This is a genomic window from uncultured Agrobacterium sp. (assembly GCA_913777615.1).
Lineage (GTDB): Bacteria > Pseudomonadota > Alphaproteobacteria > Rhizobiales > Rhizobiaceae > Agrobacterium.
This window is the reverse complement of record CAJYTK010000013.1, coordinates 134,079-153,807: the sequence shown is the minus strand read 5'-3', so window position 1 is coordinate 153,807 and position 19,729 is coordinate 134,079. Positions and strand designations below refer to the sequence as shown.

The 19,729-nt window shown below is 57.4% G+C and carries 16 protein-coding genes; 10 read left to right on the top strand and 6 right to left on the bottom strand.

The window, feature by feature from the left end; all coding sequences use genetic code 11:
• The first annotated feature begins 247 nt into the window (after positions 1-247).
• Positions 248-1,300: a LacI family transcriptional regulator gene (locus QZ862_RS12265; protein ID WP_296018617.1), complete on the top strand. Its 1,053-nt coding sequence runs from the start codon at positions 248-250 to the stop codon at positions 1,298-1,300.
• 47 nt (positions 1,301-1,347) lie between these two features.
• On the opposite strand, the gene QZ862_RS12260 is transcribed toward QZ862_RS12265, so the two are convergent.
• The gene (locus tag QZ862_RS12260) at positions 1,348-2,865 is read right to left on the bottom strand and encodes an NAD(P)H-hydrate dehydratase (protein WP_296100144.1); all 1,518 of its coding nucleotides are present in this window, start codon (positions 2,863-2,865) and stop codon (positions 1,348-1,350) included.
• A 349-nt stretch (positions 2,866-3,214) separates the two neighbouring features.
• Between QZ862_RS12260 and QZ862_RS12255 the strand changes: the two genes are divergently transcribed.
• The 4 genes from QZ862_RS12255 to hspQ all read left to right on the top strand — a co-directional run bounded on the left by QZ862_RS12255 (position 3,215) and on the right by hspQ (position 6,508).
• Positions 3,215-3,553: a P-II family nitrogen regulator gene (locus QZ862_RS12255; RefSeq protein WP_007753933.1), complete on the top strand. Its 339-nt coding sequence runs from the start codon at positions 3,215-3,217 to the stop codon at positions 3,551-3,553.
• A 63-nt stretch (positions 3,554-3,616) separates the two neighbouring features.
• On the top strand, positions 3,617-5,026 hold the full coding sequence (gene glnA, locus QZ862_RS12250; protein ID WP_296018608.1) for a type I glutamate--ammonia ligase: 1,410 nt from the start codon (positions 3,617-3,619) through the stop codon (positions 5,024-5,026).
• Between the two features lie 159 nt (positions 5,027-5,185).
• A complete protein-coding gene (locus QZ862_RS12245; protein WP_296100141.1) occupies positions 5,186-6,103 on the top strand; it encodes a DMT family transporter in 918 nt (305 codons plus the stop codon).
• A gap of 75 nt (positions 6,104-6,178) precedes the next feature.
• A complete protein-coding gene (gene hspQ / locus QZ862_RS12240) occupies positions 6,179-6,508 on the top strand; it encodes a heat shock protein HspQ (protein WP_296018580.1) in 330 nt (109 codons plus the stop codon).
• 77 nt (positions 6,509-6,585) lie between these two features.
• Here hspQ and QZ862_RS12235 read toward each other — a convergent pair whose 3' ends face one another.
• Complete coding sequence (locus tag QZ862_RS12235) at positions 6,586-7,233, bottom strand: invasion associated locus B family protein (RefSeq protein WP_296018573.1); 648 nt, start codon at positions 7,231-7,233, stop codon at positions 6,586-6,588.
• Positions 7,234-7,551: 318 nt separating this feature from the next.
• Here QZ862_RS12235 and QZ862_RS12230 point away from each other — a divergent pair, with 318 nt between their 5' ends.
• From QZ862_RS12230 to QZ862_RS12220, 3 genes are all read left to right on the top strand, one after another.
• On the top strand, positions 7,552-9,378 hold the full coding sequence (locus QZ862_RS12230; RefSeq protein WP_296100138.1) for an extracellular solute-binding protein: 1,827 nt from the start codon (positions 7,552-7,554) through the stop codon (positions 9,376-9,378).
• Positions 9,379-9,485: 107 nt separating this feature from the next.
• A complete protein-coding gene (locus QZ862_RS12225; RefSeq protein ID WP_296076045.1) occupies positions 9,486-10,157 on the top strand; it encodes a DsbA family protein in 672 nt (223 codons plus the stop codon).
• Positions 10,158-10,231: 74 nt separating this feature from the next.
• Positions 10,232-11,176 (top strand): DMT family transporter, encoded by a 945-nt coding sequence (locus QZ862_RS12220; RefSeq protein WP_296100136.1) that lies wholly within the window; start codon positions 10,232-10,234, stop codon positions 11,174-11,176.
• A gap of 71 nt (positions 11,177-11,247) precedes the next feature.
• Here QZ862_RS12220 and QZ862_RS12215 read toward each other — a convergent pair whose 3' ends face one another.
• The 3 genes from QZ862_RS12215 to QZ862_RS12205 all read right to left on the bottom strand — a co-directional run bounded on the left by QZ862_RS12215 (position 11,248) and on the right by QZ862_RS12205 (position 15,544).
• A complete protein-coding gene (locus QZ862_RS12215; protein WP_296037215.1) occupies positions 11,248-11,568 on the bottom strand; it encodes a hypothetical protein in 321 nt (106 codons plus the stop codon).
• A gap of 151 nt (positions 11,569-11,719) precedes the next feature.
• Positions 11,720-15,229, bottom strand: coding sequence for a transcription-repair coupling factor (gene mfd / locus QZ862_RS12210; protein WP_296100133.1), 3,510 nt, complete (start codon positions 15,227-15,229; stop codon positions 11,720-11,722).
• Between the two features lie 3 nt (positions 15,230-15,232).
• Positions 15,233-15,544, bottom strand: a complete 312-nt coding sequence (locus tag QZ862_RS12205; protein WP_296100130.1) for a succinate dehydrogenase assembly factor 2 — start codon at positions 15,542-15,544, stop codon at positions 15,233-15,235.
• Positions 15,545-15,714: 170 nt separating this feature from the next.
• On the opposite strand from QZ862_RS12205, the gene recG reads away from it, so the two are divergent.
• Together recG and QZ862_RS12195 are read left to right on the top strand one after the other, a co-directional pair.
• Positions 15,715-17,820, top strand: coding sequence for an ATP-dependent DNA helicase RecG (recG, locus tag QZ862_RS12200; RefSeq protein ID WP_296100127.1), 2,106 nt, complete (start codon positions 15,715-15,717; stop codon positions 17,818-17,820).
• A 5-nt stretch (positions 17,821-17,825) separates the two neighbouring features.
• Entirely contained in the window at positions 17,826-18,092 is a 267-nt protein-coding gene (locus QZ862_RS12195) for a hypothetical protein (protein WP_296018556.1), read from the top strand.
• 60 nt (positions 18,093-18,152) lie between these two features.
• On the opposite strand, the gene QZ862_RS12190 is transcribed toward QZ862_RS12195, so the two are convergent.
• Positions 18,153-19,640 carry an esterase-like activity of phytase family protein gene (locus tag QZ862_RS12190; RefSeq protein WP_296100125.1) on the bottom strand — a complete coding sequence of 496 codons (1,488 nt, stop codon included), beginning with the start codon at positions 19,638-19,640 and terminating at the stop codon, positions 18,153-18,155.
• Between the last annotated feature and the right edge of the window lie 89 nt (positions 19,641-19,729).

The window sequence follows — 19,729 nt, the reverse complement described above, 5'->3', positions numbered from 1 at the left end:
CACTTTTTATTTTCATACTGTTGAGAGATAATTCTCATCGCTTTTATCAAGATTGAACGGCGATCTTAACTCCGTCACCGAACGATCATGATAGCCGTTCGGATCACGCACCCCGTCACTTTTGGTGTTTCCTCTGTATCGTTTCAGGACGCTAATGTCGTAAGCCGTACCGCTTGTAATGTACGAAGCTTTGCAATGGCAGAAAACCGAACTACCATGCCTGTCCGGTTAAGGGAGATCGCAGAACATGAACGACAGAACGGACGTAAACGCAAGCGATCGCCCCCTCCCTTCGAACGAGCGCCCGACGCTGAAGACGATCGCATATATGACGGGCCTCGGCATCACTACCGTATCACGCGCTCTAAAGGACGCCCCGGATATCGGCGCGGATACCAAGGAGCGGGTGCGACGTGTCGCTCAACAGATCGGCTATCAACCCAACCGCGCAGGCGTTCGTTTGCGCACTGGCAAGACGAATGTCATTGCCTTGGTGCTAAGCGTGGACGAGGAATTGATGGGCTTCACCTCCCAGATGGTGTTCGGCATCACGGAAGTCCTGACCAACACGCCCTATCATCTCGTCGTTACGCCGCATACGCACGCGAAGGATACGATGACCCCTATCCGCTATATCCTTGAAACTGGATCGGCGGATGGTGTGATCATCTCCAAGGTTAGGCCGGAAGATCCGCGTGTGCGACTGATGACGGAGCGCAATATGCCCTTTGCGACCCACGGACGTAGCAGCATGGGCATCGAACATCCTTTCCATGACTTCGACAACGAGGCCTATGTGTACGAGGCGATGAAGCGTTTGGCCCAATGCGGCAGGAAGCGGGTTGCTATTTTGCTGCCACAGAGCCTGTTTTCGTACCACGGCTATGCCCGGAGAGGCTTTGAGCGTGGCCTCCAAGATTTCGGCCTGACAGAGTTTACCCTGCCGGGTATCAACAACGACACCCCGCTGGAACAACTGAAACAAGAAAGCTGCAAGTTGATGAGCAGTAGCGATTGCCCTGACGGACTCATTTCGATCAGCGGCAGTTCCACCATCGCGATCGTCGCGGGTATAGAAGCGAGCGGCAAGAAGATCGGCAAGGATATCGATGTCGTCTCCAAGCAGTCCGCAGAGTTCCTGAACTGGTTGCGCCCGGAAATCCATACCATGAACGAGGACATCAAACTGGCCGGTCGTGAACTCGCACGCGCTGTTTTAGCAAGAATAGAAGGCCAGCCTGCCTCGGAACTACAGACCATCAGCAAACCGGTCTGGTCGAGCAGGACCCCAAAGCTTTAAGAGAGGCGCCGGCGCCCAAAAAGGAGTCTCCGGGCGCATCGATTATTTTAATGAGTTCCGGTCGCCGAGCCGTGATGGACGGAGGGGCAAACAGCCGAAGCAAGGTCTTCGGCTGTCAAGCCTGCGCCAATCCGCTGCGCTGCCTGCCCATGCAACCAGACTGCCGCAGCGGCAGCTTCGAAGGCAGGGACCTGACGGGCAAGAAGCCCACCGCAGATGCCAGCCAAAACATCGCCAGAACCCGCGGTAGCAAGAGAAGCCGGCGCATTAGTGTTGACGGTTGCGCGGCCATCCGGTGCCGCCACAACTGTATCGGCACCTTTGTAGATGATCACGGCATGATTGGCTTTCGCAGCCGCGAGCGCCTTCTCGATCTTCCCCATCCCCCGGTCCGCATGGATAGATGGAAAAAGCCGGGCAAATTCGCCTTCGTGCGGTGTGAGTATCCGCGAACGGTCTTCCTCGGCAAAATAGGCAAACAATGTTTCCGGTTCATCCTTGAAGGCGGTAATGCCATCCGCATCCAGTACGAGCGCGCAACCTCTCAAGAGCGACACGAAAGCCCTTAACCTCGAAAGATCGCCGAAGCCCGGACCAATCACGAAGGTTGCATGGCGCTTGTCAGCCAGCCAGCCAGAAAGCGCCGCTTCGCTCTCCATAGGCGTGACCATTACGGCGGTCATGGTTGCCGCGAGAACGGACATCGCCTCCTGTGGCGCCGCAACCGTCACGATACCGGCACCGGCGCGCAAGCCAGCTATCGCCGTCATTCTCGCAGCACCTGTAGAATGAGACGGACCGGAAAAAACGGTCAGGTGTCCACGTTTGAACTTGTGCGTCTCGACATCATCCGATGTAAGCCAGTTTTCCCATAATCCCGGATGGTTCTCCCACAAAGGCGCGCAATGAGCATCGACAATCCGACGGGGGATGCCAATATCAAAAACCTCGAGACACCCGCACAACTCCCTTCCGGGCATGAGCACGTGTCCTGGCTTTTTTGCCACGAAAGTGACCGTGTGCGCCGCCTTGAAAGCAGTGCCAAGGACGATACCTCGACGTCCGCACAGGCCAGAAGGCAGATCAACCGCAATGACAGGAGTCTTCGCTTGCGTAACGGCATGAATTACGGCAGAAACGTCTGGCGGGACGTCGCGTGACAGCCCTGCGCCGAAAATCGCATCGATCACCACCTCACCATCTTGCGGTATGAACTCCACAAGCGGAAGGCAGCCTGGATCGACCTCATCGCGCCTTAAGTTCTCGTAGGCCTGCCTGGCAGCCCCTTTTAGCCTAGCACTATCGCCGAAAAGATAGACTGAGACCTTAGCGCCCGCCTCGCGCAGTGCCAGCGCGGCAACAAATCCGTCACCGCCATTGTTTCCTGTGCCACAAAGCACAGCGTAACGGACCGCCCCAGGATAGTGCTTTAATGCAGAGGCCGCGACCGCGCGCCCCGCGCGTTCCATAAGCGCGCGGACATCGATCCCGCTAGCGTCCGCGGCGGCATCGATTCCGCTCATGCGGACGGGGTCGATCAGGCGTTTGTCATCATCATTACACATGATTTGTCACTTGATCGCAAAAACTGAAGAAACGCAACCGACGCTTTTTTAGGCGGGACATTGAGATTAAAAAATACGCAAAAGCACATAAAATCATCAATAACCATTATCGAAACAGACGGAGCTAGCACGCTGAAATGTCGATTGCTTTTGGCAAATTTTCCAGATTTCGGCCTTCCGTCTACTGTTTTCGGCCCGCACCACCGTTATCTCGCAGTGAAATGTCTTCCGCCCCGTCAATTTTCGCAGATTTTTTATCCAAACCCGCTTCCGATCTGGCACGATACGTGCATTCTTGTGGTGGAGCGGAAAGACCGCTTTAACGGGAGAAGCGGAGAGATATTTTCTCATGAAAAAGATCGAAGCGATCATTAAGCCTTTCAAGCTCGACGAAGTGAAGGAAGCCCTTCAGGAAGTCGGACTCCAGGGAATAACGGTTACGGAAGCCAAGGGCTTTGGTCGTCAAAAAGGCCATACGGAACTTTATCGTGGCGCGGAATATGTCGTCGACTTTTTGCCAAAGGTGAAGGTCGAAGTCGTGCTTGCCGATGAGAATGCGGATGCAGTGATTGAAGCGATTCGCAATGCCGCTCAGACAGGCCGCATCGGTGACGGAAAGATTTTCGTCTCGAATGTGGAAGAGGTTATCCGTATCCGTACGGGTGAAACGGGTGTTGACGCCATATAAAAAGACGAGCCGAAAAAGCTCAAGCTTCACCGGGTTGAACATTACCACTCAAGGAAAATTGCTATGACCACCGCCAATGATATCTTGAAGCAGATCAAGGACAACGACGTCAAATTCGTCGACCTTCGCTTTACAGACCCAAAGGGCAAGCTGCAGCACGTCACCATGGATATTGCCTGTGTAGACGAGGACATGTTTGCCGACGGGGTCATGTTCGACGGTTCCTCCATCGGTGGATGGAAGGCCATCAACGAGTCCGACATGGTGCTGATGCCAGACCCGGCAACTGTTCATATGGACCCGTTCTTCGCGCAGTCCACGATGGTCATCATCTGCGATATTCTAGATCCGGTTTCGGGCGAATCCTACAACCGCGACCCGCGCGGCACGGCGAAAAAGGCGGAAGCCTATCTTAAGGCATCAGGTATCGGCGACACGGTCTTTGTTGGCCCTGAGCCTGAATTCTTCGTCTTCGACGACGTGAAGTACAAGGCGGATCCTTATAACACCGGCTTCAAACTCGACTCCTCCGAGCTGCCGTCCAACGACGATACCGATTACGAAACCGGTAACCTCGGTCACCGTCCGCGCGTCAAGGGCGGCTATTTCCCCGTGCCGCCGGTCGACAGCCTCCAGGACATGCGCTCCGAGATGCTGACGGTCCTCGGCGAAATGGGCGTGGTTGTCGAAAAGCACCATCACGAAGTGGCGGCAGCGCAGCACGAACTCGGCGTCAAGTTCGACACGCTGGTCTCCAGCGCCGACAAGATGCAGATCTACAAGTACGTGGTCCACCAGGTCGCGAACGCCTACGGCAAGACGGCAACTTTCATGCCGAAGCCGATCTTCGGCGACAATGGTTCGGGCATGCACGTTCACCAGTCCATCTGGAAGGGCGGCAAGCCGACTTTCGCGGGCGATGAATATGCCGGTCTCTCCGAGACTTGCCTCTATTACATCGGCGGCATCATCAAGCATGCCAAGGCGATCAACGCCTTCACCAACCCGACGACGAACTCCTACAAGCGTCTGGTTCCGGGCTATGAGGCACCGGTTCTCTTGGCCTACTCGGCACGCAACCGCTCGGCATCCTGCCGCATTCCGTTCGGCTCCAACCCGAAGGCAAAGCGCGTCGAAGTTCGCTTCCCGGATCCTGCCCAGAACCCCTATCTTGGCTTTGCCGCTATGTTGATGGCCGGCCTCGACGGCATCAAGAACAAGATCCACCCCGGCAAGCCGATGGACAAGGATCTGTACGATCTGCCGCCAAAGGAACTGAAGAAAATCCCGACCGTTTGCGGCAGCCTGCGCGAAGCGCTTGAAAGCCTCGATAAGGACCGCAAGTTCCTGACCGCCGGTGGTGTGTTCGATGACGATCAGATCGATGCTTTCATCGAGTTGAAGATGCAGGAAGTCATGCGTTTCGAAATGACCCCGCATCCTGTCGAGTTCGACATGTACTACTCGGCCTAAAGGGTTGTGAGGCGCCCTGCGGAGTGCCTTTCTCCCTACCTGCGTCGGCTTTGTCCATTTGACGCAACCCGAACGCATAGAGGCGCCCTGCGGGGCGCCTTACGCTTTTGAGAGCAACAGCGGGGCTGATCGCCCTCCCAGGACATGCGAAAACCGGAAATGCGCAAGAGTACTGCCCCGTCCCCTCGCCTGCGTGACTGGCTGATCTTTCTGGCCGTTCCCTTCTTCTTTTCCAGCAATGTCATATTCGGCCGCGGCATCAGCGGTGAAGTCTCACCCTTCACCGCAGCCTTTTTACGCTGGTCCCTCTCCACTCTCTTGGTGCTGCCCTTCATTCTAGTGGACTGGCGTGCGTGTATGAGCTTCATCCGCAAGAAGACCGCGCTCTGGCTGTTACTCGGCGCGCTGGGCATGGCGGTGTGTGGTGGCGTGGTCTACTGGGGACTAACCATGACCTCAGCCGCTAACGGCACGCTGATCTACACCACGTCGTCGCTTTTTATCATCATCTTCCAGCGCCTCTTCCAGGCGCGGCCGATCAGGCGGCTGGAGCTCATCGGGATGCTCGTTGCCTTCGCAGGCGTGGCAGAGATCGTGTTGAAGGGAGATATCTCACAACTGTGGGCGTTGAATTTCAATATCGGCGATCTCGCGATCTTAAGCGGGGCGATCGCCTTTGCGATCTATTCTCTGCTCCTGCGCGACCCCGCAGCGCGCGATCTTGCATCGCTGAGCCTCTTCGGCACAATTGCCTTCTCGGGCGCTCTTGTTCTTGCGCCGCTCGCCGGCGTCGAACTCATGAATGGCGGCCTATTCCCCTCTACCCCTATGGCTTGGGCAAAGATCGGTGGCATCATTCTATTTGCTTCGATTGCAGCCTTTTATTGCTTCACGCACACGGTCCGCGTTTTCGGACCGGTCACAGCCGGTATCACCCTTTATATGATGCCGCCCGTGTCGATCGTTCTCGCGGCCCTGTTTCTGGGAGAAAAGTTCGAACCATATCACGCCGCTGGCATTGTACTTGTAACAGGAGGCGTCGTGCTTGCGACGGCACCGTTGGGCAAAACCGGCTAGTCTGGCGTACAAGAAGCCAGCATCTTGATATTTCCGCGTGATAACCCAAATTATACTGGGAAAGGATGACATGCCATGAAACAAAGAGACGCGAAATTTACTATCGGTGAAGTCGTTCGCCACAGGGTGTTTCCGTTCCGCGGCGTGATATTCGACGTTGACCCCGAATACGCGAATACCGAGGAATGGTGGAACGCAATCCCCGCTGAAATACGCCCAGACCGTGACCAGCCATTCTATCATTTGCTTGCCGAGAATGAGGAGACGGAATACGTCGCCTACGTTTCAGAGCAAAACCTGGTTCATGACGAGAGCGACCAGCCGTTGCGCAACCCGCATATCCTTCGGATATTCGACACGGCGCCAAATGGCGAACTGAGGCCCAAATCGGCCATGACGCACTGAGCTTGTCAGTCTCAATGCCCAGACATGAAAAAACCGGCCTCATACAAAGCCGGTTTTTTTGATTCATTCAGACGGTATCAGTTGGCCGGCTTAGCCTTGGCTGCATCCTGCGCTGCTTCTAGCTTCTTGCGGGCTTCTTCAGCCTTCTTCTGCATTCCTTCCTGCAGCGAGCGCTGGCTCTCTGCAAGCTGAGACTGGCTGATCGGCTGGCCGTCATAAGCGCCGGTGAAGCCGTTCAAGGCAATCTTGATCGGGTTCGGCGCGCGGCGGAAGTTGATCGATGTGAAGACAACCTCATTGCCCTTCTTCAGGCTTGCGATCATCGCATCCGTCAACTGAACTTCGGCGGTGCATTTGTCTGGAAGGCAGACGGCGTAATCGAGCTTCTGGCCCTTGCCACCGTCGATCTGCATGACAATGCCTGGCGGCAGAAGACGTGCTGTCGGAACGGAAACCTGCAGGATCTTGCGATTGACCTTGCCTTCGACGCTGATGAGCCCAACAGCGGTGATCATCTGGCCGTTCTGAGCAAGAACGATATTCTGCACGACGCAAACATCATTGTCTTCCTGCTTGCTGCAAGTCTTGAACCAGCCGAGTGGCGGAGCACCTGCCGGAGCGGCAGCCTGCTGAGCCTGAGACACAGCCGGTGCAGACACCGCGCCCAGAGAAAGAACGAGAGCCGACAAGGCCGCCCGGGTGAATGTGTTTGCATTTTGCATCATAAGAGTTCCGTCTCCTGAATTTATGCGAAGCAGCGCTTAATGTGAGCGCCGCTCAACATCGCCGGTATCCGTCTGCCCGTTCCACTGTCGGTTAAATGAGGCAAATGCGTGACCCGAGTGTTTCGGCCATTCTGTTACATCTCGTTCGGCGCGATATCCAGCTTTTCTTTTACTTTTTCCTTGTATCCGACACGATTTCCATGAACGGATGGCCCTGACCGCTGTGATACGTTTCGGCGGGAATCAATACAAAACGGGCATGGTCGAACCGGTTTTAAGGACCGCGAGTTGATCGCCCGAATGCGACAGGATAGTGACATGCGAAGCCTTTTGGCCCTCATTCCCGCCCTTCTTCTTTCCGGCATGGCAATGGCTGAACCGCTTCACGGCATTTCGATGCATGGCAAACCAGCCCTGCCGGAGGACTTCAAGAATCTCCCTTACGTAAATCCGGACGTCAAGAAAGGCGGGCGCGTATCCTATGGCGTCGTCGGCACGTTCGACAGTCTCAATCCCTTTGTTCTCAAGGGCATGCGAACCACGGCGCGCGGCGTCTGGGACCCGGAATTCGGCAATCTTCTCTATGAACCCCTGATGCAGCGCTCACATGACGAGCCCTTCACGCTCTACGGACTGCTTGCAGAAACAGCAGAGTGGGATGATGAACGCACCTATATCCAGTTCAATCTCAACCCGAAGGCGCACTGGCAGGACGGGAAACCCGTCACCCCGGAAGACGTGATCTTCAGCTTCAACCTGTTGAAGGAAAAAGGCCGGCCTCCTTATGATAGCCGTCTGAACGGTGTGGCTAAAATGGAAAAGGTAGGCGAGAGAAGCGTTCGCTTTACCTTCAACGACAAGGCCAACCGCGAAACGCCGCTGATTCTAGCATCCTCCACGCCCATTCTACCAGCGCATGCGACGGACCCAAAGACATTCGAGCAGGCTGGTCTTGGCAAGGTCATCGGTTCAGGTCCTTACCGAATCAAAACGTTGCGTCCCGGCGAGCAGATCGTCTGGGAACGGGACAGGAATTATTGGGGTAAAGACCTTCCGGTGAAGGTCGGCTTCGACAATTACGATGAAATCAGCGTGATCTACTTCCTCCAGGTGACGACGATGTTCGAGGCTTTCAAAAAGGGCGATATCGACATCTACCCGGAGGGTGACGCCATCAACGGAACGTCCGACACATCCCATTGGGGGCAGGCCTACAATTTTCCGGCGGTTCACCGTGGCGATATCGTCAGGGACGTCTTCGAGCCCGGTCTGCCGTCCGGCATGTTCGGTCTTGTTTTCAATACCCGTCGCCCGATATTTGCTGATGAGAGGGTGCGCGAGGGCCTGTCCTATGTCCTCGATTTCGAATGGATGAATCGCAACATCCTCGGCGGCGCGTTCAAACGGACCCAGAGTTTCTGGCAGAACTCGAAACTTGGCGCCTTTGGCAATGCAGCCAACGACAAGGAACTTGCGCTTCTGGGCGATGCGGCAAAACGTTTGCCGCCGAACATACTCTCTGGCACCTATCAGATGCCGGTAACGGACGGATCGGGCGCAGACCGGAACGTGTTGAAAAAGGCCGTCACGACGCTTGCCGAAGCGGGCTTCACCATAAAGGGCGGCAAGATGGTGGATAAAAACGGTACACCCCTGCGCTTCGAGATCATGACACAGAACCCCGCTCAGGAGCGGATTGCCTTGGCCTATCAGCGCTCCCTACGCCTGATCGGCGTCGATATGGCAATCAGATCCGTGGATGACGGACAGTACCAGTCGCGCTCCAACAGCTTCGACTACGACATGATCATCCGCTCATACCCATCCTCGCTTTCTCCAGGTGCAGAACAGATCAATCGCTGGGGCTCGATATCGAAAGACGCCAATGGCAGCTTCAACTATGCGGGCGTGGCCGATCCGGATATCGACCGGATGATCGAAGCGTTGTTGCAGGCCCGTGAAACAGATGATTTCGAGGTTGCGGTTCGCGCCTATGATCGCCTTTTGACAGCGGGGCATTATGTAATCCCTCTCTATTACATTGGCGCGCAATGGGTTGCCCGCTGGAAATACATCGATCGGCCGGACAAAACGCCGCTCACCGGAAACCAGAAGCAGACGTGGTGGGACGCGCGCGCGCAGTAAAAAGATGCGCGTCTCTACCCGATAGGGTCCCTTTTGGTAACGCCTTGTGCCGCAAGGACAGACTCTCTAGATCAGATGCATATTCAAAAGCAGGAAGGAACAGCACCATGCAGCGCATTGTCATCGACATCGTTTCGGACGTGGTTTGTCCCTGGTGCTATCTCGGCAAGGCCCGGCTCGATCTCGCCTTGGCGGAAGTGCAGGATGAGGTCAGCGTTGACGTCAACTGGCGACCTTATCAGTTGAATCCGGATTATCCGGCGGAAGGCGTCGATCAGAAGGCCGAGTTGGAAAAGAAGCTAGGCGGCAAGGATCGCGTCGAGCAGGCGCACAAGATGCTCACGGAGCTTGGTCGCGACGTGGGCATCGCTTATGATTTCGATGCTATCAAGATAGGTCCGAACACGTTGGACGCACACAGGCTGTCGCTTTGGGCACATGCAGAAGGGCGTGAGCTTCAGGACAAGATCGTCACAGCACTGTTCAAGGCAAATTTCGAAGAAGGTCGCAATATAGGTGACCACGCAGTACTGATCGATATTGCGGGCGCATGCGGCATGGATCGCGAGATGGTGCGTCGCCTGCTGACATCGGATGCCGACAAGGACACGATCAAGGCCGAAATTGACGCCGCACAACAGATGGGCGTCTCCGGCGTGCCGTTCTTCATCTTGGATCAAAAATATGCCGTGAGCGGCGCGCAGACGCCGGATGTGCTTGTTAATGCGCTACGGGACATTGCCAAGATGAAAGAGGAAGAGCATAGGGCGATGAACTGACCGTGTGCGTGCGAATCCGTTGATCGACCCTTCGCCGCTCCGGTTTTCCATTCATATGATTGAGCGGTGATTTCGTGTCAGACAGCAGGTTGAAGGGCATCTTGCTCGCCTTTGCCGCGTTTGCGGCCTACGCATTCAGCGATGCATGCGTCAAACTGATCGATGGGCAGCTTCCACCCGTTCAATCTGGCTTCTTCGGAGCGCTCTTTGGCCTGATGGCTCTGCCCTTCATCCGAAAAAGCAAGGATGCCTGGACGGATATCGTCAAGACGACAAATCGGTCCTTATGGCTGCTTCGTTTCTTCGCCACCGGCGCGAGCACCATTGGCAGCGTGGTCGCTTTCACCCATCTTTCCATGGCAGAAGCTTTCGCGCTGATATTTCTGCTTCCGTCCTTCGTCACGATCATGTCCGTGATCTTCCTGAAGGAACAGGTAGGTATCAAGCGCTGGTCGGCGGTCATTATCGGCTTTGCAGGCGTGCTGATCATTCTGAGGCCAGGCTTTCGCGAACTATCGATCGGCCACCTGGGTGCGATTATCGGCGGGGTTGGTGGGGCTCTGTCCATCGTCATATTCAGAGCGATCGGCCCGAGGGAAAAGAACATCTCTCTCTACGGCGCAGGCGTCCTGGGATGTCTCGCGGTATCTGGTGTCCTGATGATCCCCACTTTCACCATTCCAAACGCGGAGCAGTGGCTGATGCTGGCAGGTTACGGTCTGCTGGCAGCCTTGGCAAATGTGCTCATCATGTATGCGGCACAATATGCACCTGCAGCCGTCATCGGCCCCACGCAATATAGCCAGATGCTCTGGGCTATCCTATTCGGCTACCTGATCTTCGGAGATCGTATCGATGGCTGGATGGTGCTGGGGATCGCGCTCATCGTCGGGTCCGGCCTGTTGACGCTGATGCGCGAGAAGCAGCGAAACGTACCGCTCCCGAATTCGGTTGCGGCATCCGATCAGAACGTAACGACGGTTATGCTGCCGCAGGAAGAGACGAAGGCGAGCCGATGATCGGCTCGCCCCGTTTTTTTGGCACAGTCAGTTCAAATTGATATTTTAAAGGCCTGAAATATTACGGCGCATCAATTGCAGACGCGAACACGGTACATGTCGCCAAAACCGTCCTGACGCCAAGCAATGTGGCAACGGGGATAGACGGGTTCGTAAACGACGGGTGGCGGGCCGTAATAGGTCGGCTCAGCATACACCGGAGTGGTGTAGACAGGCCTGTCATGCGCAGCCGATAGTAAAGCGCCGCCCACGAGCGTACCGGCGATGCCAGCGGCAAAGCCGCGGCCGAAATTGTTGCGTGCTTCAGCTTGGCTGGTGGTGGCAATTGTGGTGCCCGCAATTGTCAAAGCAACCAGACCAGCGGTGACAAATCTGTTCTTCAACGTCCACATAGTCCTGCTCCTTGAATGATCCAGCACATTGTCCTGTGCTGATGAAGAACAGACTACTCCTGCTATGGCTACCGCCACATGTCCGTTTGATTAATTCCGTGTAAGGATGCGAGTTGGCGTCAGATATCTTGACGCCAACGGCGTTCAGGCGTCACGATTTCGCCAGCTCGGCAAGCTGCGTCATGATCATCGCCGCACCCGCCAATCGCTTCTCAGGCGTCGGCAGATCGCGGGTCAGGAACACGCTGTGATCGGGACGGATTTTTGCCATGGAGCCCTGCTTGCCGATATAGCCGACCAGTGCTGCCGGGTTCGGGAACTCCTTGTTACGGAACTGCACGACAACGCCCTTCGGACCGGCATCGAGCTTCTCGACATTGGCTGTACGGCAGAGCGACTTGACGTAGACGATCTTCAACAGATGCTGCACTTCCTTCGGCAACGGACCGAAGCGGTCGATCATTTCAGCACCAAAACCGTCGATCTCATTGAGATCTGTCAACTCGCCAAGGCGGCGATAAAGACCCATGCGCAGATGCAGGTCTGGCACATAGCTTTCCGGAATCATGACGGAGGTGCCGACAGAAATTTGCGGCGACCAGCCGGTATCGACGACGTCGTCCTCGCCCTTCACTTCAGCGACCGCCTCTTCCAGCATCTGCTGGTAAAGCTCGAAGCCGACTTCCTTGATATGGCCGGATTGCTCCTCTCCAAGCAGATTGCCGGCGCCGCGGATATCGAGATCGTGGCTGGCAAGCTGGAAGCCCGCACCGAGCGTATCGAGCGACTGCAATACCTTAAGACGACGCTCTGCCATGGTCGTCAGCACCTTGTTGACCGGCAGTGTGAAGAGGGCGAAAGCGCGAACCTTCGAACGCCCGACACGACCGCGCAGCTGATAAAGCTGCGCCAGGCCGAACATGTCGGCGCGATGGACGATCAGAGTATTGGCTGTCGGCACATCGAGACCGGATTCGACGATGGTAGTGGAGAGAAGCACATCATATTTGCCGTCATAGAAGGCATTCATGATGTCTTCCAGCTCGCCCGCTGGCATCTGACCATGGGCCACCGCCACCTTCAGCTCCGGAACGTCCGATTGCAGGAAGGCATGGATATCGGCGAGATCCGCCAGACGCGGGCAGACATAGAAGCTCTGGCCGCCACGATAATGTTCTCGCATCAACGTTTCACGGATCACCAGCGGATCGAAAGGCGAGATGAAGGTGCGCACCGCCATGCGGTCCACCGGCGGCGTGGTGATGAGCGACAGTTCACGAACACCGGTCATTGCCAGTTGCAAGGTGCGCGGGATCGGCGTCGCCGACAGCGTCAGAACGTGAACGTCGCTCTTCAGTTCTTTCAGCCGCTCCTTGTGCTTCACGCCGAAATGCTGCTCTTCATCGATGATGAGGAGACCGAGATTGGCAAAGGTGATGCCCTGCCCGAGCAGCGCATGCGTGCCGACGACGATATCTGTCTTGCCTTCGGCCACTTCCTTCTTGACGAGATTGAGTTCCTTGGCGCCCACGAGGCGCGAGGCCTGCTGCACACGGATCGGCAACCCTCTGAAACGCTCGGAGAAGGTGCGGAAATGCTGGCGTGCCAGAAGCGTGGTCGGCACCACGACGGCCACCTGCACGCCGTTCATTGCCGCAAGGAAAGCGGCGCGCAGCGCCACTTCCGTTTTGCCGAAGCCGACGTCTCCGCAGATCAGGCGGTCCATCGGACGACCGGCGCCCAGATCATCGCGGATCGAGTCGATCGCATTCATCTGATCTTCGGTTTCATCGTAAGGGAAGCGTGCCGCGAACTCGTCATAGAGGCCGTCGGGTGCCGTCAAGACTGGAGCTTTGCGTATCAGGCGGGCAGCTGCGATGCGGATAAGATCGCCTGCCATATCGAGCAGGCGCTTCTTGAGCTTCGCCTTGCGCATCTGCCATGCGCCGCCGCCAAGCTTGTCGAGCTGCGCTTCCGCGGCATCCGATCCGTAGCGGGAGAGAAGATCGATATTTTCGACGGGCAGGAAAAGCTTCGCATCATCGGCATAGTGCAGTTCGAGGCAGTCGCGCGGCGCACCGGCAGCCTCGATGGTGCGCAGTCCGACGAAACGGCCGATACCGTGTTCGGCATGAACGACCAGCGACCCTTCATCCAGCCCGGCAACTTCCGAGATGAAATCGGCGCCGCGCTTGCGGCGCTTGGAGCGGCGCACCATACGGTCGCCAAGAATATCCTGCTCGCCGATAACAGCGAGATTGCTTGCCCCGTAGCTCGTCTCGAAGCCAGCCTCAAGGCTGAGAACGGCGGAGGCCGCCTCCCCCTTGCCGAGCTTCTCCACCTCTCTCAACGAAGCGATCGGCTTGATCTTTTCCAGCCCATGCTCGTTGAGAACCTGCATCAGGCGGTCGAGCGATCCTTCCGACCAGCCGGTGATCAGCACCTTCCAGCCTTTCGAGCGCCGCTCGGCAATGTGCTTGACCGCGAGATCGAAGACATTGACCCGGTCTTCCGCGCCACCTTCAGCAGGCGGCTTTGCCCAACGGGGGCCAACATGCGCATCGAGCGTGGCAACCGGCCTGTCGTTGGTGTCCTGTTCGTTGAACGGCGTCAGGCGAACCGCATTGACCGCGTTCAGCGCCTCATCGAAGCCCTTGCCGCCAATATAGAGTTGGCTGGGTGATACCGGCTTGTAGGGTGCGCCTTGCGTCGCGCCCTTGGTCTGGCCGGAATTGCGCCGCGCCTCGAAATAGTCATGCACCAGCTTGGAGCGCTCGACGGCGGCCTCGCGGGCGGTATGATCGGTGACGATGCGAAAGTCCTGGAGGTAGTCGAAGGCGGTTTCCAGCTTTTCGTAAAAAAGCGGCAACCAGTGCTCCATGCCCGCATAGCGGCGGCCCTCGGAGACGGCCTGATAGAGCGAATCGTCTCGCGTCGCGGCACCGAAGAGCGACAGGTAGTTCTTGCGAAAGCGGCTGATCGTATCGGGCGTCAGCGTCACTTCGCTCATCGGGTTGAGATCGAGCGACCGGGCCTGACCGATGGTGCGCTGGCTGGCAGGATCGAAGGTGCGGATGCTCTCCAGCGTATCCCCGAAGAAATCGAGACGCACCGGCTCTTCCGTGCCGGGGACGAAGACATCGAGAATGCCACCGCGCACGGCAAACTCGCCGACTTCGCGCACCGTCGCCACGCGATCAAAGCCGTTACGCTCGAGGCGCGCGGCGATGTCTTCCATGCGGATCTGGTTGCCCGGCTTGGCGGAAAAGGCCAGACTCTCGATAATGTCGCGCGGCGCCATCTTTTGCAGCATGGCGTTGACGGTGACGAGAACGATGGCCGGATGCGGCTTCTTCTGATGCTGGATCAGCCCCGACAGCGCCGCAAGCCTGCGCGCAGAGGTGTCCGCACTTGGTGACACGCGGTCATAGGGAAGGCAGTCCCAGGCAGGTAGTGTCAGCACCGGGATTTCCGGCGCAACGAAGCCCAGGATCTGCTCGAGATCGGCAATACGGTGCCCGTCCGATATGACATAGGCGACAGACGTTCCCGCCCGCGCCATATCCGCCAGGAGAAGCGCCTCCATTCCGGATGGCACATTTCCAATGGTCAGCGGCGTATCGGCCGATGCCACCAGCTTCACATCAATCCCGGCGATCATAAATCAGGCTTTCGTTGTCTCGGATGTGACCGGATCGAAGTCCGGGCGATAAGAGGCGATTTTCATGAAGAGAGGTGTCTGGAATTTTTCAGGGATCGGCAGAGCGCCCGTCACCATCTTGACGAGGTCGTTATCTTCCTCGGCCATGATGACTTCCAGCTCATCGAGGTCCGCGTCCGAAAGATCGGCGATATTGTCTTGGGCGAACTGCCCCAGCACAAGGTCCATCTCGCGAATCCCGCGATGCCAGCAACGATAGAGAATCCGCCGGCGCCTCGGTTCGAGGTCGGCACTCGTGCGCACCAGTCCAGTCATCGCATTCACCTGTATGTTGGTTTCGCATTCCTATAGAACAGGACAGGAACGCTTGGGAACCGCTATTTGTGCAAATATGCGGCATTGGGCATAAAAACTGCCGGTGATAAACGCTCTTTATCCGTCTAGCACTCTTGCAATGGGCGCAGCCTTACCCGATTTTGCAGCCCATGCGCCCCGCCATCCTCGATCCCCTTTTTGCCACAGTCTCTTCGCTTGCAGGCGTTGGCCCAAAGCTTGCCGATCTCTTGGCGAAACTTCTGGGCCGGGAGAACGCCGAGGACACGCGTGTTATCGACCTTCTGTTTCATGCGCCGTCCAATATCATCGACCGGCGCAATCGTCCGGGTATCGCGCTTGCACCCCAAGGCGCCATTGTCACCATTCAGGGACGTATCGACAGGCATCAGCCTGCGCCCCCCGGCAATCGCTCCGCACCCTACCGCGTCTTCCTGCATGACGAGACCGGCGAACTGGCGCTGACCTTTTTCCGGGCCAGAGGCGACTGGTTATCCAAAGCGCTTCCAATCGATGAGGAGGTGATGGTCAGCGGCAAGATCGACTGGTTCAATGGCCGCGCCTCCATGGTTCACCCGGACTTCATGGTAAAGGTATCGGAGACGGATAATCTACCGCTGGTGGAAGCCGTCTATCCGATGACGGGGGGGCTTTCGCCCAAGATACTGAAACGCGCCATCGATACGGCTTTGCAGCGCCTGCCGGTCTTTGCCGAATGGATCGACGAGACGCTTGCCACGCGCCAGAGCTTTCCGCATGTGGCGGATGCCTTCCGAGAACTGCACGATCCACGCGATGGGGCCGATATCGATCCGCAAGCCCCTGCCCGCCGCAGGCTCGCCTATGACGAGTTTCTGGCAGGCCAGCTTTCACTCACGCTCGTTCGCCAAAGACTGCGAAAGGTCGCGGGCCAGCCGATCCGCGCCAGGGGTGATTATGCCGCACGAATTTTGGCGGGTCTGCCCTTCTCGCTCACCAACAGCCAAAGTGCTGCGGTGAAGGATATTCTGACCGATATGGCGGGCGAGGACCGCATGCTTCGGCTGCTGCAGGGCGATGTCGGCGCGGGGAAGACGCTGGTGGCCCTGATGGCCATGGCGACCGCCGTTGAAGCTGGCGGTCAGGCCGTGCTGATGGCGCCGACGGAAATTCTGGCGCGCCAGCATTTCGCGACGATCTCGAAATATGCCGCGGCTGCGGGCATCTCCTGCGAGGTTCTGACCGGCAGAACCAAGGGCAAGGAGCGCCGCGAAATCGAGGAGCGCATCGCATCCGGCGAAGCGCAGATTGTTATCGGCACGCACGCTCTGTTTCAGGACAGCGTCACTTACAAAAACCTCGTTCTGGCCGTGGTGGATGAGCAGCATCGCTTTGGCGTACATCAGCGGCTGCGCCTCACCGCCAAGGGCATAACACCGCATATGCTGGTGATGACGGCAACGCCCATCCCGCGAACGCTCGTTCTCGCCGCCTTCGGTGACATGGATGTCTCCAAGTTGACGGAAAAGCCCGCAGGCCGAAAGCCCATCCAGACGGTCACCATTCCCAATGAGCGGATCGGCGATATTGTCGACAGGCTGCGAGGCGCTCTGGCCGAAGGCAAGAAAGCCTACTGGATTTGCCCGCTGGTGGAGGAATCGGAGGAATCCGATCTCATGTCGGCGGAGGAAAGACATGCGGTGCTATCGCAATCCTTGCGCGTTAATATCGGCCTCATCCATGGCCGCATGAGCGGGCCTGAAAAGGATGCCGCTATGCTGGCCTTCAAGAGCGGTGAAACGCGCCTGCTTGTGGCAACCACCGTCGTTGAGGTGGGCGTGGATGTGCCCGATGCAACGATCATGGTCATTGAGCACGCCGAACGTTTTGGCCTTGCACAGCTTCACCAGTTGCGCGGTCGTGTCGGCCGTGGCGACGAGGCCTCCACCTGCATATTGCTGTACAAGGGTCCACTCAGCGAAAACGGCAAGGCGCGGCTTTCCATCTTGCGCGACAGTGAAGACGGCTTCCTGATTGCCGAAGAGGATCTGAAGCTGCGCGGCGAAGGCGAACTTCTCGGCACGCGCCAATCCGGAACGCCGGGCTTTCGTATCGCCAGTCTCGAGGCCCATGCAGACTTGCTTGAAATCGCCCGCAAGGACGCCGCCTATATGATCGAAAAAGATGCCGAGCTCGTCAGCGAGCGCGGCAGGAACCTGAGAACCCTGCTTTACCTCCATCGCAGGGACGAAGCCATCCGCTTCCTCCACGCAGGCTGATAGACATGACAATCACACCCAATCCGCCACCGGCCTTTCAGAAGGGTTTTGCCCTTTGCTCACCTGAAAACATTCTCCAACCGAAGACATTCGCCAAGAGCGAGAAGAAGGCGATTGCCAAAGGCTTCAAGAAGCCCGGTCGCAAGCAAGCATGGGCGGACGCCCTGGAACAGGGCTGGAGCGTCAAGCTCGTCTATATGCGGCTCTTTGTGCCGGTGTTCCATTCCACTGCATCCGGCACGCAGGAATTCAACGACGTCGAAGACGACTGAGACGCATAAAAAAAGCCGCGCCGATTGTGTTCGGCGTGGCCCTTGTAAAGCGATCTGTCTCTAGCGCTTGGTAACGCCCGGCAGCGTCACGCGAAACACCTGGAACATGGTGTCCACATCCGCATCACCTTCCGCCTTGTAGGACTTTCCGACCTGGAATCCGTCTTGCGTCAGGAAGTCGTTGTCATTGGCAACGAAGAGGAAGTAGTCGTCCGGTGCGGACGCGTCGATGGCGCTGGCAATTGACATGGCTTCCCACTTTTCCGACAGGTTGTTCTTGTCGTTCGGCGCGCCGTTGTGCAGGCCGAAACGAGCAAGCTCCTTGCTGTCATTCAGATCGATGAAGTCATGCAGAAGAGCGGGTTTGACGGCGCTGTCCAGAGCGCCCTTGGGCGCAACCGCTTTCACGTCATCATACTCGCCGCCGGCAATATCAGTGGCGCCGGAAAGATCGACGAGTTCGATTTTACGGTAGACAGACGTATCGCCCTTCAGGCCCTGACCGTTGTTGCTGTCACGCGCCAGCATCAGGAAGGCCTTGTCGGACAGCGCCAAAATTTCGCTCTGGGCTGCCACGAGCTTCTTGTCCTTGCCTTCGAACTTCGGCAGCGGCACGACATATTCATGCGCAAGCTTCAGGTGGTCGACATCGCTCGCATCGTAGACCAGTGCGCGGGTATGATCGCGAGTCGACGAGGAATCACCACCATCCTGACGGGTCGCCGATTGCAGAACGGCAATGAGGTATTTGCCATCCGGGGTCAGTGACATGCCTTCAAGACCCTGATTGTTCTGGCGCCCGGTTTCGGGATCCTTCGGATCAGGCTTCTTGCCGCCTTCGCCAACATTGTTGGACGAGAAGTTGATCTCACCCTTGCGCATCGGCAGCAGCGCCTTTGGCGGCTGCGTGGCCGAGATCATCTTACCATCGGCAGAGAAATGATAGATATAGGGTCCGTACTCGTCGCTGATGAGGAACGAGCCATCCGCTAGGCGCACAACAGCCTCGGCATCGAGAGAGACCTTACCGGTAGAGGCAAAAGGCAGCACTGGCGTTGCGCCGCTCGCCGGACGGGTACCTACCTCCGGGTCGAGGCCTGTCATGTTCTTGCCCTGCTCATCGGTCAAAAGCAGCGTATCGGCAAGTTTCGCCTGAACACCCGTCTGCTGCTTGTCCGCAGCCACATCGCCGCCCGTTGCGGGCATCAGCGTGACATCGATCTTGTTGATGCGGGCATCATAATCCGTCGTGCCTTCGACGTTGTAGCCACGGTCCGGCAACAGCCATAGCGAACCGCGATAGGCATCGCCATCCTTCTTCCAGCTGGTGACATCGATCGCCATGCCGGAACCTGAGCCGAAGGTTTCACCCAACTTGTCGCGCTGGCTGGCGGGAATGCGCCCGATGGCGACGAGACCCTTGTTAGCATAGCTGACGCCATTTGCGGTGGCGCTGCTTTCAGCCATCGCAGCGGCAGGAAAGATGAAGATCGATGTCGCCAGCGCGGCGGCAAGCCCGCGAGAGGTCACGGAACGGAATGATGTCATGGAGCGATATCCTTGAGAAACAAAGAAAGATGGTCTCTCCGACATGTCCCATCGCGCAGCCGCGCATGGTTTTGGTGCATGTCGAAGCG